Consider the following 16,616-nt stretch of genomic DNA (forward strand, 5'->3'; position numbering starts at 1 on the left):
AAGTGACGCCCGTTTATTGCTTACCCATCGTTCAGGGGGCTAATTAGTCTTGATTGTGCTCAAGCGCTGGCTTGGAGGGTTCGTGCTTATGCCCTCGCGTCTTACGGCCTAGCCAATCCGACGCTGTCGCAATCATGGCGTAAAAGCTCGGAATAAACAGGCTGCCCAGCGTAGCGACAGAAAGCATACCCATCGCAACTGTGGTACCAATGTGATGACTGCTCACATCGCTGGCGCCGGTGGCTAGCGCCAGCGGCAGAGTACCAAAGATGAACGCTAGCGAGGTCATAACGATCGGGCGGAAACGCAGTTCTGCCGCAATAATCGCCGCTTCACGGATTGATTTACCATGCTCTTTACGCTGAAGTTCAGCGAACTCGACGATCAAGATAGCGTTCTTCGCCGCCAGCCCTATGACCACCAGCATACCTATTTGCACATACACGCTGGTGTCTAGGCCACGCAGTACAATGCCCCCGATACTGCCAAGGAAAGCAAAAGGCGTCGCCGTTAGTACCGCCAGCGGCAGTGACCAGCTTTCATACTGGGCCGCGAGTATCAAGAACACCATCAGCATACCAAACACGATCGCCATAGTAGCCGCATTACCTAGATTGGCCTCCTGATAAGCAGTACCGGTCCAGCCCATCCCCCAGTTAGTGCCTAGCGTCTCTTGTACGATTGAATCCATCGCTTCAATCGCTTGAGCAGAACTGTAGCCGGGCGCAGGATTACCCTGGAACTGGGCGCCTGCATAAACACCGAAGCGAGATACCACGGCAGCCCCCGTTTGGCGCTCAAGTTCGACGAATTCGGAAAGCGGTATACGCTCGCCGTTACCGCCGCGCACATACACGCTGCTAACGTCATCTGGCGTCTTACGGAAGTCATCTTCGTTTTGCAGGTACACCTGGAAATTACGGTTTTGATAGCTAAAGTAGTTCACAAAACCGTTACCAAACGTATTGCCTAGTGCTGAGTTAATATCCCCCAGTGACACGCCGTAACTCAAGGCCTTCTGCTGATCAATATTCGCGCGGTACGAAGGCACGTTAACGTTGAACGTTGAAAACACTTGGTTTAAAGCAGGATGTTCATTGGCCTTCTGCATAATTTGCAGCGATGCATCATACAACTCCCGCGTTGATGCACCATCAAACGACTGCAGGTAACCGGTAAAACCGCCGGTCGTCGAGAGACCCATAATCGGCGGCACGTTAAACGCCATGGCAGAGCCACCGTCAATACTCGCCCCCAGCTGCATGATTTGCCCGACAAGGCCACTGGCCGTCAGATCACGCTCAGACCAAGTGCTCATGTTGACGAAAATGATCCCTCGAGCCGTATTCACTGCGCTCGACAGAATGTCGTAACCCGCAATAGCTGAGGAATACTCAACGCCCGGAATCGCTTCAATTTCAGCACTGAGCTTTTCCATGTAACGCTGGGTACGATCAAGCGAAGCGGCATCCGGCAGCGACACGCTCACCAACACGATACCCTGATCGGTTTCTGGCACCAGCGTTGAAGGCGTATTGGCGTAAAGCCAGTAAGAGCCAACGCCGACCAGCACCGTAAGCGCTAATGCCAACACCCATAGACGCACCAAACCTTTCACCACCCACATGTAGGCGGCAGTGATACCGGCGAACATGCGATCAAACAGGCGCAAAGGCGTATTCAAGGCACGTTTAAATTTAGACTCACCCGCCCCTGCGATTTTGTGCTTGATAAAGATCGCGGAGAGCGCCGGCGTAAAGGTCAGCGCCATGACTGCCGATAGCGCGACGGAAATGGCCACGGTAATCGCAAACTGCTGATAAATCTGTCCGGTAAATCCGCCCAGGAAAGCAACGGGGATAAACACGGCAGCCATAATCAGCGATGTCGCAATGACCGGCCCTCCGACCTCTCTCATTGCTCGGATGGTAGCATCGCGAACGCTTATATCTTCTTCTTCACTGAGTACACGTTCGACGTTTTCAACCACCAAGATGGCGTCATCAACCACGATACCTATCGATAGCACCAGCGCGAACAGCGTCAGTAGATTGATTGAGAAACCAAGTAGATAGAAACCGGCAAAAGTACCTACCACGGCGACCGGCACCACCGACATCGCAATCACGGTAAAGCGCCAGTTCTGTAAGAATATAAACAGAATGACGATAACGATCAGAAAGGCTTCAATAAACGTGTGTAGAACCGTCTCGACCGAGGCATCAATAAACAGCGTAGTGTCATAAGGCGCGACATACTCAAGCCCTGGTGGGAAACGGCTCTCGAGCTCATCCATAGTGGTGCGCACACCATTAGCTGTCGCTAATGCATTGGCTCCAGGCTGCTGGTTGATGATAATCGGCGTCATCGTAGAGCCGTTCAGGCGCGCGTCAATACCGTAGAAAGACGCCCCGAGCTCGATACGTGCCACGTCTTCCAAGCGCAGTGACGAACCATCGCTATTGGTGCGCAAGTAAATATTGCGGAAGTCGTCCACATTATTCAGTCGGCCGCCTGCGGTAATCGTATACGTATAAGCACGCGGCTCGCCTTGGGGCGTGGATGCCAAGCTACCCGCTGGGATTTCTGTATTTTGCGACCTAATAGCGCTGGCCACTTCACTAGGCGTCATGTCGTACTGAGCCAGCTTGTCTGGGTCCATCCAAATACGCATGGCAAACTCACCGCCACCCAGCACTTCCGCATTACCCACACCCGGCACTTGGCGCAGTTCATCCAGAATATTGAGCGTGGCGTAGTTCTGCATATAGACGTTGTTATAGTCCCCATTGGGTGAGGTCAACGCAATAAACATCAAAATAGAGTCTGAACGCAGCTCGACGGTAACGCCTTGCTGCTGCACGGCCTCGGGTAATTGCGACAGCGCACCCTGCACACGGTTATTGACGTTAATGGTATTAATGTCGCCATCGGTGCCGATATTGAACGCAATACTCAGGCTCATAATGCCGTTATCAGCGCTGTTTGAGGTCATGTACAGCATGTCCTCAACGCCGTTTATAGCCTCTGCTAGCGGTGCCGCGACCGTTTGGGCAACGGTTTCTGCGTCGGCACCAGGAAACTGCGCCTGCACCGACACGGTAGGCGGCACCACGCTAGGGTACTGCTCAATAGGCAGCACTCGCATGGACATAACGCCTACCAGCGTCACGATAATTGCCAGTACCGTGGCAAATATCGGGCGGCTGATGAAGAAGTTAGAGAAGTTCATTATTGCGCACCCTCTTCTCCTTCAGCGGGCTGTCCATCGGCAGCACCCGCTTCCATTGCTTGTGCTGCTTCAGCCTGCTCTTGTGCTTCTTGCTGCTCAACATCTTCAACAACGGCTGCCGCATCACCATCGAACGGCTGCGGGTCAATCGCCATACCCGGTGATAAACCGGCAGGATCACCGACAATCACTCGATCACCTGGCTCAACCCCTTCGCGAATCAGCTGCCACGGACCTGCCACTTCACCTAAGGAGATCGTTTGTGCGCGAGCCTTGTTCTCGTCATCCAACACCAGTACCTGCGGGCCCATTAAGCCCTGAGTAACGGCAATTTCAGGCACGGCCATAACATCAAAGCGCTTTAAGCCCTCAATGCTAACGCGTACAAACTGACCTGGTAGTACGGTAGCCTCAGGATTCTCGAACGTGGCGGATGCTTGTACCGTGCTCGTACCGCTATCCACTCGCGAACCAAGAAAGTCTAAGTGCCCTTCAAGCTCAGAGTCAGTGCCACCGCTCACACCGGGAATGCTTAACCGGGCGCGGATATCAGAAGGATCACCGCCCTGGCTCAACTGCCGACGCAGCTCAAAAGCATCGCGCTGGGGCAGTTGAAAGCGCACCTCTAGCGGGTCCAGGGGTGTGATGGTGGCAAGCTCCGTGCCAGACGTCACCACATTGCCCACGTTGATCTGACTCAAGCCGATCATGCCCGAGACGGGCGCGGTCACCTGGGAATAGCCTAGGTCTAGATTGGCGCTGGTCAATACCGCTTCTGCTTGTGCCACGCTTGCCTGGGCAACGCGCTGGTCGGCTAACGCTTGGTCATACTGCTGACGACTCACCGAGTTTTGGCTCAGCAGTTGCTCAAAACGCTGGGCATCACGCTGAGCGCGAGACAGTTGAGCCTGCGCACTTTGTAAATCGGCTTCGCGCTGATTGACGGTGGCCTGATAAAGATCCGGTTCAATGGTATAAAGACGGTCGCCTTTTTCTACCATTTGCCCGGGTTCGAAATGACGCTCTTCCAGAGAACCATTCACTCGCGCGACGAGAGTGACTTCGTTATCGCTGCGTAACAGCGAAGGATACGATTTATTCAGCGCTATATCTTGACGAGCCATCTCTGCCACTGCCACTTTATGCGCAGGCGCCTCTTGCTGACCCTGCTCCGGGGCCTCAGCCTGTTCTTGACCACAGGCAGCAAGTGCCAGCGCGGCTACCAGCGTCACCAGACTCGCTCTGTTTGAGTGAATCATTTTCTTCATACGTTTCAATTCCCATGTATCTTTTTAAGATCGACTGATAGCAGGTTCGCGCCTAATTCACGTTCGACCTGGCGTTATTACCGGCCAGGCTGGGGCGGTGCACCAATGTCGAGTGCGCGCTGGTAGCGGTCATCACCGCCGCTTTCGGGCAAGGTAAAGTTCACTTCATCGCCCGTTAGCCAATTATTGAGGTCTTCAATGGCATCCACATCCAATAGCCCCGACTGCTGACGCAGCGAGAGCAAATTCACCACATAGCTGTAGCGAGATTCAGCATAATTAGCGATAGCGTTGTACAAGTTCTGCTCAGCATTCAGCACATCCACAATATTACGAGTGCCCACCTCATAGCCCGCGCGGGTTGCTTCTAGCGCGCTTTGGTTCGACACAATGGCCTGCTGACGCGCTTCAACCGTTTCTACATCATTACTGACTTGGGTATAGAGCGAGCGCACTTGCTGGATAGACATCCGACGCTGGGACTCGAAATCATACTGGCTGCTCTCCAGTTGGTAGGTCCCTTGGCGAATCCTGGCGCTCGTGCTGCCGCCGGTATAAAGAGGTAGGTTGGCACTCACTCCCACCTGGCTAGACGAATCATAGCCGGTAGTGCCGTCAATATCGTTATCAGCGAATTGATAGTTACCAAACGCCTGAACAGTTGGCAAACGTCCAGCCCGGGCAATGTCCACACCACTGCGCGAAATTTCAATGCCTGCCTGCTGCGCTAATACTTGCGGGTTGCGCTCAATGGCTTGCTCTACCCAATAGTCGCGACTGCTGGGCTCAGGAAGCGCAATCGGCATACTGTCTCCCAGCGCGTCGATACTGGCATAGCGCTGGCCGGTAAGCTGCTCTAACGCTTCAAAAGCCACCTGCAGACTGCTTTCTGCGGCAATGCGATCCGCACGTGACTGATCGAATGTAGCGCGCGCCTCTTCTACTTCGGTCATCGCAATCAAGCCCACTTCGAACTGCTCACCGGCTTGCTCCAACTGACGCCCAATCGCCCGCTCTTGAGCAAAACGCGCCTCTAATACTTCGTAAGCGCGCAGAATTTCGAAATAGGCACTAGCCACATCAATCAACAGCTGTTGTTCAGTGGCTGCCAGCAGATAAACCTGCTGATCAATTTGTCGTTCGGCCTGAGTAAACTGTTGGCGAGTCACTTCATCAAATAGCGCCTGAGTGGCTTCAAGCTGAAGCGACACCGTGTTGTAACGGTCATCACTCGCACCGACGTTACCAAGCTGTGCCCCCCCCGATCCAACATCACCAGCGCCCGAACCTATTCCAGACCTTCCGTGACTTTCGTACTGTTGGTTATGCGCCACATTACCCGTCGCATTAACTTGAGGTAACAGTGCACCCCGTGCAACGTCTCGGCCTGCTTCAACGCCCAGATACTCAGAGCGCGCAGAGGAAAGTGCTGCGTTATTATCTAACGCATCACGGGTAATCGTGATGAGATCAGCCGCCTGGACAGGCAGCACAAAAGAAGCGGTGAATACCGCTAACAGCAAGGGTCGTAAAGGGGCATTGACTGCCCAGTGTGCCAGTCGCATGGGTATTGCCTCTAAGTATTAGCGTCGGGATGGCGAGCGTACTAAGTCATCAACGTACTAAGTCATCAACAAACTAAGTCACTCAACGTACTGGGCCATTCAGAAAGATGAGCATTATAGTTACATTCATGTATGTATGCTAGCCTTGAACTATCGAAATTTGTGTGTACACACTATTGTCAAGCTTACCTTAGTCCAAAGCATTATAGGTTAACGATAAATAGGTTTTTTTTTGCTGGCGAAACTCACGCGAATCGATACCCCACTTACAAAACAACGCCGCCCCAGCCAATTGGCTGGGGCGGCGTTGTGCTAATACTGCTTTCCTAAACGCGACTAAGCTATCCGGTTAACCAAGCCGTTTATCGATTAACGCTTCTAACTCAAGCTGATCTTCGTGGAAGCGACGAATCCCCTCAGCCAGCTTGTCGTTCGCCATGGCATCCTGATTATGCCCCCAGCGGAAAGCTGATTCGCTTAACGCTGTCGCGGACTTGCCACTGCTTTCGCTAGCATTGATCTGCGCACTGATGCTGCCCTCAGCGGCTTCCAGCTCTTCAAGCAAGGCGGGCGAAATGGTTAACCGCGGACAGCCTGCCAGCGCTAACACCTGGCCCGTAGTACGAAAGCTCGCGCCCATTACCACGGTGTCGTAGCCACCCTGATTGGCTCGCTCACACACGCCCTGCACAAACTGAACGCCTGGGTCGTTTGCAGGGGCGTAATCATTGCCCGTCTCTTTTTTGTACCAGTCGGTGACACGGCCCACAAAAGGAGAGATCAGGAATACGCCCGCATCGAAGCACGCCTGGGCCTGAGCATCGCTAAACAGTAGCGTTAGGTTGCACTGGATACCTTCGCGCTCAAGCGCCTCGGCGGCACGAATGCCTTCCCAGGTAGATGCCAGTTTAATCAGCACACGATCGCGGGCGACACCGCGGGCGCTATAAAGCTCGATCAACTCATGGGCTTTGGCAATGCTGGCCTGGGTATCGAAAGAAAGACGCGCGGCAACTTCGGTAGAAACACGCCCCGGCACCACGGCTGAAATTTCACTGCCCATGGCGACTGCAAGCCGATCAACGGCATGGCTAACCTGCTCTTCACGACTGCTACCTGAGGCTTTTACGCTGCCCAGCTCTTCATCAATCAATCCTTGATAACCTGCCAGGCTAAAGGCTTTAAGCAGTAATGACGGGTTGGTGGTGGCATCCTGGGGCTGATAGCGGCGGATAGCGTCAAGATCACCGGTATCGGCGACTACCAGCGAATGTTGCTTCAACTGTTGCAACTGACTCGTCATACAATCTCCTTAATAGGCTGTTAGGCGCCGCCATGGCGTTGTTCAAGTGCCGCGCAATAGCGGGCATAAATGGGTTGGTAAGCGGCCACCCTCTCTGGATGTGGGTCAGCCAGCGACTGCGCATCCAAATGCACTAAGCGTTCACACAGCGTCTCTAGCGTTACGCCGTTTGCACGCTGATCGCACCAAGCCACCTGGAGCGCAGCGCCTAGCGCTGCCGCATCGGTTATCTCGGGGCAAATCACCTGGGTCCCGGTGATATCGGCCACCATCTGCCGCCATACAGGACTATTGGCACCGCCACCGATTAGCCTGATCTGGCTCGCGCCAGCGGTGATATCACCCAGTAACTCTAGCCCATAGCGTAGCCCGAACGTGGCCCCTTCTACCACGCCCCGGCATAAATTAGCCTGGGTGGTATTTAAACTAGTTAGACCGAGAAAGTCCGCCGACGCATCAGGCAGCATCGGCACCCGCTCGCCATTAAAAAACGGCAATACGGTAACGCCTTCAGCGCCCATTGGCGCGCTGGTTACTTTCTCACTAAATGCCGCCAGATCTAAACCGAACAGTTCGCGCACTCGCGTGGTGGCTGAAGTAACGTTCATGGTGCAAATAAGCGGCAGCCAGCCGCCGGTACTCGAACAGAAGTTAGCAACCATGGCGCTGTCACATTCGACAGGCGTCGCCGAATAGGCGCAGACGGTGCCGGACGTACCTAGGCTGAGCGTAATCAGCCCTGGGGTGATATTGCCGGTACCAATGGCGCCCAGCATGTTGTCGCCACCGCCAGAAGAGACGACGACCTGATCGCTCAGCCCAAGCTCTCGGGCAACCGCTGGGCGCACAAACCCGGCTGGCTCATGGGCTTCTAGCACGCGGGGCAATACCTTCGCCGGGTCGAGTTCGGGGGCGATTTCAGCAAACACATCCAACTGCCAGCAACGGTTGCGAGTATCGAAATAGCCAGTGCCTGACGCATCGCCTGCCTCCGTAACGCGCTCACCGGTTAACCAGTAATTCAGGTAATCGTGAGGCAGTAGCAGGCTGTCAATTCGCCGATAGGCATTGGGGTGCTGCTCACGCAGCCAAGCGAGTTTAGACGCTGTGTAGCCAGTTTGCAGCACCAGTCCCAGCTTATCCAAACAGCCTACTTCGCCCCCCAAGCGCGCCACTAGGTCAATGTTCTGCGCATTGGTTTCGGTATCGCACCACAGCTTGGCCGGGTAAACCGGCGCACCGTCGGCATCCAGTGCCACCATCCCATGCTGCTGGCCGGATACACCAATCCCCCGCACGTCACTCGCTGGAACTCCTGCACGCTCCAGCGCGGCAAAGAAAGCGCCTTTAAGGGCTGCTAACCACTCAGCGGGTGCCTGCTCGCGTCGGCCATTTTCGCCTTCATCAAGGCGATGGGGGCAGCTCGCCTCAGCCAGAATCCCTCCCCGCTCAACGTCTACCACGACCACCTTGGTGCTTTGGGTACCGCAATCTACCCCGATATACATCACAACGTTCCTTTGGACACGGCCAGCCCCTCTAGAGTAGCGCGTGCGCCGCGTTCGTGCAGCGCTGTTAGCGCCGCTAGATAAGCGTCAACAAATCGAGGGCTGTCGCTTAGATCGCCAAACAGCTCACGGTTCTCAATAAAGGCCGTGGGTCGCGTGCGGTTCTGCGCGGCAATGGCCATCAAGGGCGCCTTTAAGCGATCAACAATTTCAATAGCTTGGCCCTGCTCATCCACACCCTCAGCATAGCGCGCCCAGCTGGCAACAACAGCGGCACTGCGTGCTATATCACCGCCCTGAGCCAACTGTTGGCGAATTACCGGCACGAGCCATTTGGGAATACGATCAGAGCTTTCGGCGCACAGCCTTGCCAGCGTATCTTTAATTTGCGGGTTGGCGAAACGCTCAATCAGCGTTAATCGATAGGCTTCAAGGTCAACGCCCGGCACTGGCGATAACGTCGGGGTGCCTTCTTCGCACATATAACCCATTAAAAAATTGACGAACAGCGGGTCCTGACACACTTCATGGGCATAGCGATAGCCCGCCAAATAGCCAAAGTAGGTCAGTGCCTGATGGCTTGCGTTAAGCAAGCGCAGCTTCATCAGCTCATAGGGTTCAACATCGTCCACTAGCTGAACACCCACCTTCTCAAATGCGGGGCGCCCCAGGGGGAAATCGTCCTCCAATACCCACTGGGTAAAGGGTTCGCAAACCACCGGCCAAGCATCCTCAACCGCGAAGCGTTGAGCCAGCTCGTCAATATCGACAGGCGACGTGACCGGAGTGATGCGATCTACCATGGCATTGGGAAACGCCACCTCAGTCGTTAGCCAAGCGCCTAATTCAGGATCACGCGCCTGAGCATAGGCAGCAAACATGCGTTTGGCCACATCACCATTGCCCTGAATATTATCGCAGGACATCACGGTAAAGGGAGCCACACCCCGCGCACGCCGGCGAGCAAGCGCCTCGACGACCAGGCCAAAGCTGCTGGACGGCTGAGTAGGATTGGCAAGATCAGCGCGTATTTGCGGATTCTCAACATCGAATTCGCCGCTCACCGGATGAAAGTTATAGCCCCCTTCGGTAACCGTTAGCGACACGATACGAATAGCCGGGTCCGCCATCTGCTCAACCACTGCGTCACCGTCTTCCAATGCAAACAGGTAATTCACCATGCTGCCGATCACACGCGGCTCATATTGGCCATCAGGATGCTTGATCACCAGCGTATACAGATAATCCTGCGCCGCCAGCGCCTGCTGCATGCGTTTGTCGCCAGCCATCACGCCAACGCCAACAATCCCCCAGTCCAGCGCCTCTCCCTGGTTCATCAGTGCATCTAGGTACATCGCCTGATGAGCGCGATGAAAGCCACCTACCCCAATATGCACAATACCGGGCGTCAGTGAACGGCGGTCATAGCCAGGTGTGGCAACATCGGCACTGAGCTTGGCTAGATTGAGGTTGTTAAGTTGGGTCATCGGTATTTCTCCAGTCAAGGCTCACTTGGCGTTGGTCTGCCACTCGTTAACCAAGGCTTCCAAGCCACGCATATGGTCTAAAATGCGCCACGCACCGGCGTTAGTCAGTCGTGCTGACTGTTCAGCATCCACATGGCTGGCGCCAACGAAGCCAATCACACACATGCCGGCAGCGTGGGCAGCGGTCACGCCGGAAACGCTGTCTTCTACCACTAAACAGTCTTTAGGCAATTGACCCAGCTGATGCGCTGCGAACCGATAAAGCGCTGGGTCAGGCTTGGGTTTAGCGACCTGTTCAGCGGTAAAAATCGGTACTGCGCCAAAGGCATCCGCCAACTGCGTGCCGGCAAGCGAGGCCAGCACGCGGCTACGACGGCTGTTGGAGACAATGGCCTTGGCAAGCGGTATACGCCGGACGGCTTCATCTACACCCTCAATCGCTCGAAGCTCGCTTGCCAAACGCGCCTCAATGGCCGTATCCATTTGTTCGGTGGCATCGAGCGGCAAGGTATGGGTACTTAGCTGTTCAAGGTGACGTAAAATATTGGCGGTGGTCATGCCGAGTGCCTGACTGAGCACCTGGGTGACGTTAAGATCAGGCAACCAGCGCGACAGGTACTCAACGAGGGTATCTTCAGCAAGCGCCTCACTGTCGACCAGCACTCCGTCGCAGTCAAAGATGAGCGTCTTCATGCAGGGTCCTCTGCAGGCGATGGGGCGCGGTTATCATGGCGGGTCAGCGCGGCCAGAGGGTGCTGCTGCAAGCTGGATAACGCTAGACCATCCGCATCGAACAAGTGAGCACGCTCAGGGGCAAAACCAAAATGCACCGTGTCGTGCACTCTATAGGCGACGTCACCATCGGCCATAATCGTGACCAGCTCATCATCCATTTGAACGTAGAGCGAGGTTTGGCCGCCCAGGCGCTCCAGCACTTTAATCTCGCCACTCAGCGGCCCTTGCTCATCAAGTACCAGATGTTCCGGGCGAACGCCTAGCTCAAGCGTAGCGTTGGCGACCAAGTGCTGGCCGTCAGCCGGTACGCTGCGCTCACCGCCACCGGGTAATCGAATACCCACTCCTTCAGGCGTTACGCCGGTCAGCGTTACCGGTAAAAAATTCATTTTGGGGGAGCCGATAAACCCCGCCACAAAGCGGTTGCGTGGATGGTGATAGAGCGCCATAGGCGAACCCACCTGCTCCACCACGCCGTCGTGAAGTACAACGATTTTATCTGCCATGGTCATGGCTTCGATCTGGTCATGGGTGACGTAGATCATGGTCGCATCTAGCTCATCGTGCAGCCGTGCTAGCTCAATTCGCATCTGCACACGCAGCGCGGCGTCTAAGTTAGAAAGCGGCTCATCGAACAGGAAGATACTGGGGTTGCGCACAATGGCGCGGCCAATCGCCACCCGCTGGCGCTGACCGCCCGAAAGTGCCTTCGGCTTGCGATCCAACAGTGGTTCGAGCTGCAGGATTTTGGCCGCTTCCAGCACCTTGGCACGCCGCTCCTCTTTAGACACGCCCGCAAGCTTCATGCTGAAGCCCATATTGCCTTCCACCGTCATATGCGGATAAAGCGCATAGCTTTGGAAAACCATCGCAAGGCCGCGATCCGCTGGCCCAACGTCATTGATACGCTGGCCATCGATTAAAATATCGCCATCGCTGGCACTTTCCAGCCCGGCGATCATGCGCATCAGGGTCGACTTACCGCAGCCGGAGGGGCCCACGAAGACCACGAATTCGCGATCATTCACCTCAAGGTCGATACCTTTGATTACCTGGGTGTCGCCGAAGTGCTTGGTAATATTGCGCAGTTGTAGTGTTGCCATGAGGAAGCTCCTTTACTTGACGGCACCAAAGGTCAGGCCACGTACCATTTGTTTTTGAGTCATCCAGCCCAGTATTAAAATGGGAGCAATCGCCATAGTGGATGCCGCTGACAGCTTGGCCCAGAACAGACCCTCAGGACTTGAGAACGAGGCAATATACGCCGTTAAGGGGGCCGCTTTTGAAGTGGTAAGATTGAGGCTCCAAAATGCCTCATTCCAGCTTAAAATCACCGATAGCAGCCCCGTTGAGGCAATGCCTGGAAGGGTCAGCGGCAATAGCAAAAAGAACACTTCCTGCAGCGTAGAAGCGCCGTCCATCCGCCCTGCTTCTAGAATGTCTTTGGGCATATCTTTAAAGAAGGTGTAGAGCATCCACACCACAATCGGTAGGTTCATCAGCGTATAAATGATAATCAGCCCAGTGCGCGTATCGAGCAGGCCGACATCGCGAAAGATCAGATAAATGGGCACTAGCACGCCCACTGATGGCAGCATTTTAGTGGAGAGCATCCACAGCAAGGTGCCTTTGGTGCGCTTCGTCGGCAAAAAAGCCATGGCGTAGGCACACGGTATCGCAATCAGCAGTGCCAAGAAGGTAGAGCCAAAGGCTACCGCTACGCTGTTAAGCGCAAAGCGTGCATACCCAGAGCGCTCGTGTACGGCCTGATAGCTTTCAAGCGTCGGGGAAAAAATCAGCGTCGGGTCGGCAATCGCCGCTGCTTCTGTTTTGAATCCGGTCAGTATCATCCAGAAGATCGGAAAAAAGATCACCAGGGCAATTGACCAGCCCAGCACGGTTATAAAAGCCCGCTTTGCCTGTGCTGACCGCCACCCCGTCATCGAGTGTGGCGCAGCCGTTTTGGAACGTAATGTTGTCATTGCAATGCTCCCAAGACACAAGTGCCGGTCTAGTCTTCCAAGTTTTTGGCCACCATACGGACCAGGAAGATCGCCACGATATTGGCAAGGATGATGGCAATCACCCCACCGGCGGACGCAGTGCCCACGTCAAAATCCAGTAGCGCACGGATATAAATCAGGTAGGCCAAGTTGGTGGTCGCTAAACCAGGCCCGCCCGAGGTCGTCACAAAAATTTCCGCAAAAATAGTCAGCAGGAAGATCATTTCAATCATGATCACCACGCTGATCGCGCGCCTTAAGTGCGGTAGCGTAATAAAGAAGAAAATAGCCAGCGGCCCCGCGCCATCCATGCGCGCAGCTTCCACTTGATCCTCATCCAGTGACTGCATGGCGGTGAGCAAAATCAACAGCGCAAAGGGCAGCCACTGCCACGCGACAATAATCACGATGGACGTTAGCGGTAATGCCGAAAACCAGTCGACCGCCGGCAGTCCAACGGATTCAAAGAGCCATGCCAGCACCCCGTTAGACGGGTGCATCATCATGTTTTTCCACACCAGCGCACTGACAGTGGGCATGATGAAGAAAGGTGAAATAGCCAATACGCGAGCAATACCACGACCCGCGAACTCCTGCTGAAACAGCACAGCCAGAAGCGTGCCGCCCACTACGGTAATCGTCAGCACCCACCCCACTAGCAGTAGGGTATTGATCATCGAGCGCCACAGCGCAGGGTCAGTTAACAAATACTCATAGTTTTCTACCCCGGCAAAGCCCGTCATGCTGGGCATTAGCAGGTTGTAATGCTGAAAGGAGAACCAGAGCGTCATGCCTAATGGCACAATCATCCACAGCAGCAGCAGCGTTACAGCGGGCGCCTGAAGGGAAAGCGTTCTTAACCCGCCGACCGTACGGCCAGAAGCACGTTTTTTATTCATGGAAATACCTGCGAGACAACAGACTTGCGAAAACACCGACAAAACGTCTGCCCTTATATGCTAACGGCCAAGTAAGGGCAGGCGTTGGCTATTTATCGTTCGATGTAGCCAGCTCGCTGCATGGTGCGCTCGGTAGCGCGCTGGGCACCGTCTAATGCCTGCTCAACCGTGGTATCACCGATTAAAGCCGCTGCAATGCTTTGCCCAACCTGAGTGCCAATCGACTGAAATTCAGGAATATTGACGGTCTGTACGCCGACATAAGGGTTTGGCTCAAGGGTTGAGTCGTTAGGGTTCGTTTCTTTGATAGCGTTAAGTACGAAATCAGCAAACGGAGCCGCGTCGGTGTACTGCTCATTGGCATAGGTAGACTCTCGGGTTCCCGGCGGTACGCTGGTCCAGCCATTGGTTTCGCCGACTAGCTCAATGTATTCCTGCGACGTTGCCCAGGTAATAAACTCAAGCGCAGCCTCTTTATGCTCAGAGGAGGCAGGGATAGCCAGCGCCCAAGACCACAACCAGTGCGAGCCCTTAGGCGTTTCAGCGATGGGGGCTGGCGCAAAGCCAAGACTATCCGCGACGTCAGACTCGTTAGCATCGTAAAGCTTGCCTGCCGCTGACGTGGCATCCACCCACATGGCGCAATTGCCTCGTGAGAACAGCGCTAGGTTTTCATTGAAGCCGTTAGAGCTAGCGCCTGGCGGGCCGTAGTTACCCAGTAGGTCAACATAGAACTGAATGGCATTGACCCACGCCTCGGAGTTGAGTTCTGGGTTCCACTGCTCATCAAACCAGCGCCCGCCATAGGTGTTCACCAGCGTTGTGATGAGCGCCATGTTCTCACCCCAGCCTGGCTTGCCGCGCAGGCAGATCCCAGCCAAACCCTCTTCGCTGCCGTGAAGCTCTTCGGCCCAGTCACGCACCTGCGCCCACGTCGGCTGCTCCGGCATTTCTATACCGGCTTGCTCAAACAGGTCTTTGCGGTAATACATCATCGAGCTTTCAGCGTAGAAAGGCAGCGCGTGAAGCGTGCCATCCAAGCTCAAGCCATCGCGCACCGAGGCTAGCAAGTCGTCCTCAGCGTACTCGTCTGGCAAGTTATTCAGCGGCTCCAGCCATTCTCGCTCAGCCCAGATCGGCACTTCGTAAGTACCGATCGTCATCACGTCAAACTGACCGCCACCGGTGGCAATATCGGTGGTCATACGCTGGCGCAACACGTTTTCCTCAAGCACTACCCAGTCTAGGGTAATGTCGGGATGCGCTTCCTCGAAAGCCTCCGTGAGGCTTTGCATGATCACCATATCGTTGTTGTTTACCGTCGCCACGGTAAGTTCTGTTTGCGCCTGGGCGTTTCCCGCGATAGCAATGGCGGCGGCTAGCGTGGTGACGGGCAAGTGACGTGCGAGTCGCATAAAGCACTCCTATGGGCATGTATTGGCATTGTTGTCGCCTTGATCTTATTGATCATCAACCAAACAAATGATCGTACGTAAGCCGAAAAAAAGCAAAGCCCATGGGCTTAGACTTTACGCTAACCTAGTGTCTGCTACGCGCACTGACGCGTTATAACGCTTCTACAATCTGCCTTGCGGCGACCTCATCGGTCACCAATCCTTTGAGCCAACCACCGCGCAGCGCTGCGCGAATGGCCGGCGCTTTTTCACGCCCACCTGCAATGGCGACCATGAGATGTTTACCAAAGCGCTCTAAGGGAAGGCTAGTAACGCGGCGTGTAATCGAACAATCAATGACGTCGCCATCACTGTTAAGCGGCCACCCTAATAGCTCGCCCACCGCTTTTAAGCCCAACAGCTCATCCAGCTCGCTTTCGCTAATGAAGTGGTCTCGAAACAGCGTGGCCTGCCGGTCGATACGCCCTATGCCAATGAAGGCGGCTTCTGATTCTGTAGCCACGTCAGCAATCGCCTTGAACAGTCGCTGCGTGAGCATCGCCTCTTTCTCGCCCAGCGACCCAGCCACTATCGGCGTGGGCAGCAAAAAGCGTTCTCCGCCGGTTTTATCAGCCATCAACATGACGGCGTCGTAACGGTTCGTCGAGCCGTCCCTAGCGACATTACCCACCAGCGACACAAAGCGATGCTGTGGACGTTCAACGCGCCTGAGCGACTCCACTGCGGCGCGCACCGAACGCCCAGAGCCTAACGAAAGCGTTAACGGCTCACTGCGTTCAACGAGTTTGGCAATACGTTCTGCGGCGGCTACCGCTAGATAGGAAAGTGCGCTGTCAGGTGCGTGATTATCAGCAGGTACCACTTCGCAGTAGTCTAAGCTAAAACGATCACGCAGCGTGCGGCCTAGCGCCATACAGGTGGAAATAGGATGATCAATATGGACTTTGACCAATCCTTCCTGTCGCGCCAGGGCCAATAACCGCTGTACTCCCGGCCTGGAGACGCCTAGCTGGTAGGCAATTTCATCCTGCGTCATTCCACCCACGAAGGACATCCAGGCGGCCCTGGCGGCCTGATCCAGCTTAACCTCGAATTTATCCATACGCTGCTCTCTCAATGTTAATTTACGTGTCATCATACAAAGGTAATGCCGAGATCAGAAGTCACCTATTCGTTAATAGAAAAGCGGCGCTAATGGGCA

12 protein-coding genes are annotated in these 16,616 nt (G+C 54.9%); all 12 read right to left on the reverse strand.

Annotated features, from left to right (window positions below; genetic code table 11):
* Window positions 1–43: 43 nt before the first annotated feature.
* Entirely contained in the window at window positions 44–3,232 is a 3,189-nt protein-coding gene (locus ACT3TR_RS02040; protein WP_096281477.1) for an efflux RND transporter permease subunit, read from the reverse strand.
* Complete coding sequence (locus ACT3TR_RS02045; RefSeq protein WP_444624649.1) at window positions 3,232–4,500, reverse strand: efflux RND transporter periplasmic adaptor subunit; 1,269 nt, start codon at window positions 4,498–4,500, stop codon at window positions 3,232–3,234. The genes ACT3TR_RS02040 and ACT3TR_RS02045 overlap by 1 nt, the downstream gene beginning before the upstream one ends.
* Window positions 4,501–4,577: 77 nt before the next feature.
* Window positions 4,578–6,065 carry a TolC family outer membrane protein gene (locus ACT3TR_RS02050; RefSeq protein ID WP_444624648.1) on the reverse strand — a complete coding sequence of 496 codons (1,488 nt, stop codon included), beginning with the start codon at window positions 6,063–6,065 and terminating at the stop codon, window positions 4,578–4,580.
* A gap of 349 nt (window positions 6,066–6,414) precedes the next feature.
* A complete protein-coding gene (gene tal, locus ACT3TR_RS02055; protein ID WP_444624647.1) occupies window positions 6,415–7,368 on the reverse strand; it encodes a transaldolase in 954 nt (317 codons plus the stop codon).
* 20 nt (window positions 7,369–7,388) lie between these two features.
* The gene (gene xylB, locus ACT3TR_RS02060) at window positions 7,389–8,876 is read right to left on the reverse strand and encodes a xylulokinase (RefSeq protein ID WP_441684573.1); all 1,488 of its coding nucleotides are present in this window, start codon (window positions 8,874–8,876) and stop codon (window positions 7,389–7,391) included.
* Window positions 8,876–10,363 carry a mannitol dehydrogenase family protein gene (locus ACT3TR_RS02065; RefSeq protein ID WP_441684575.1) on the reverse strand — a complete coding sequence of 496 codons (1,488 nt, stop codon included), beginning with the start codon at window positions 10,361–10,363 and terminating at the stop codon, window positions 8,876–8,878. The genes xylB and ACT3TR_RS02065 overlap by 1 nt, the downstream gene beginning before the upstream one ends.
* A 21-nt stretch (window positions 10,364–10,384) precedes the next feature.
* Window positions 10,385–11,056 (reverse strand): HAD family hydrolase, encoded by a 672-nt coding sequence (locus ACT3TR_RS02070; protein WP_444624646.1) that lies wholly within the window; start codon window positions 11,054–11,056, stop codon window positions 10,385–10,387.
* Window positions 11,053–12,201 carry an ABC transporter ATP-binding protein gene (locus ACT3TR_RS02075; RefSeq protein ID WP_444624645.1) on the reverse strand — a complete coding sequence of 383 codons (1,149 nt, stop codon included), beginning with the start codon at window positions 12,199–12,201 and terminating at the stop codon, window positions 11,053–11,055. The genes ACT3TR_RS02070 and ACT3TR_RS02075 overlap by 4 nt, the downstream gene beginning before the upstream one ends.
* Window positions 12,202–12,213: 12 nt before the next feature.
* The gene (locus tag ACT3TR_RS02080) at window positions 12,214–13,080 is read right to left on the reverse strand and encodes a carbohydrate ABC transporter permease (RefSeq protein WP_444624644.1); all 867 of its coding nucleotides are present in this window, start codon (window positions 13,078–13,080) and stop codon (window positions 12,214–12,216) included.
* A 29-nt stretch (window positions 13,081–13,109) separates the two neighbouring features.
* On the reverse strand, window positions 13,110–14,000 hold the full coding sequence (locus tag ACT3TR_RS02085; protein ID WP_096281494.1) for a carbohydrate ABC transporter permease: 891 nt from the start codon (window positions 13,998–14,000) through the stop codon (window positions 13,110–13,112).
* Window positions 14,001–14,092: 92 nt separating this feature from the next.
* The gene (locus tag ACT3TR_RS02090; RefSeq protein ID WP_096281497.1) at window positions 14,093–15,415 is read right to left on the reverse strand and encodes an ABC transporter substrate-binding protein; all 1,323 of its coding nucleotides are present in this window, start codon (window positions 15,413–15,415) and stop codon (window positions 14,093–14,095) included.
* A gap of 151 nt (window positions 15,416–15,566) precedes the next feature.
* Window positions 15,567–16,517, reverse strand: coding sequence for a sugar-binding transcriptional regulator (locus tag ACT3TR_RS02095; RefSeq protein ID WP_096281499.1), 951 nt, complete (start codon window positions 16,515–16,517; stop codon window positions 15,567–15,569).
* Between the last annotated feature and the right edge of the window lie 99 nt (window positions 16,518–16,616).

This window comes from Halomonas sp. AOP12-B1-6 (genome assembly GCF_052379225.1).
Taxonomy (GTDB): domain Bacteria; phylum Pseudomonadota; class Gammaproteobacteria; order Pseudomonadales; family Halomonadaceae; genus Vreelandella; species Vreelandella casei.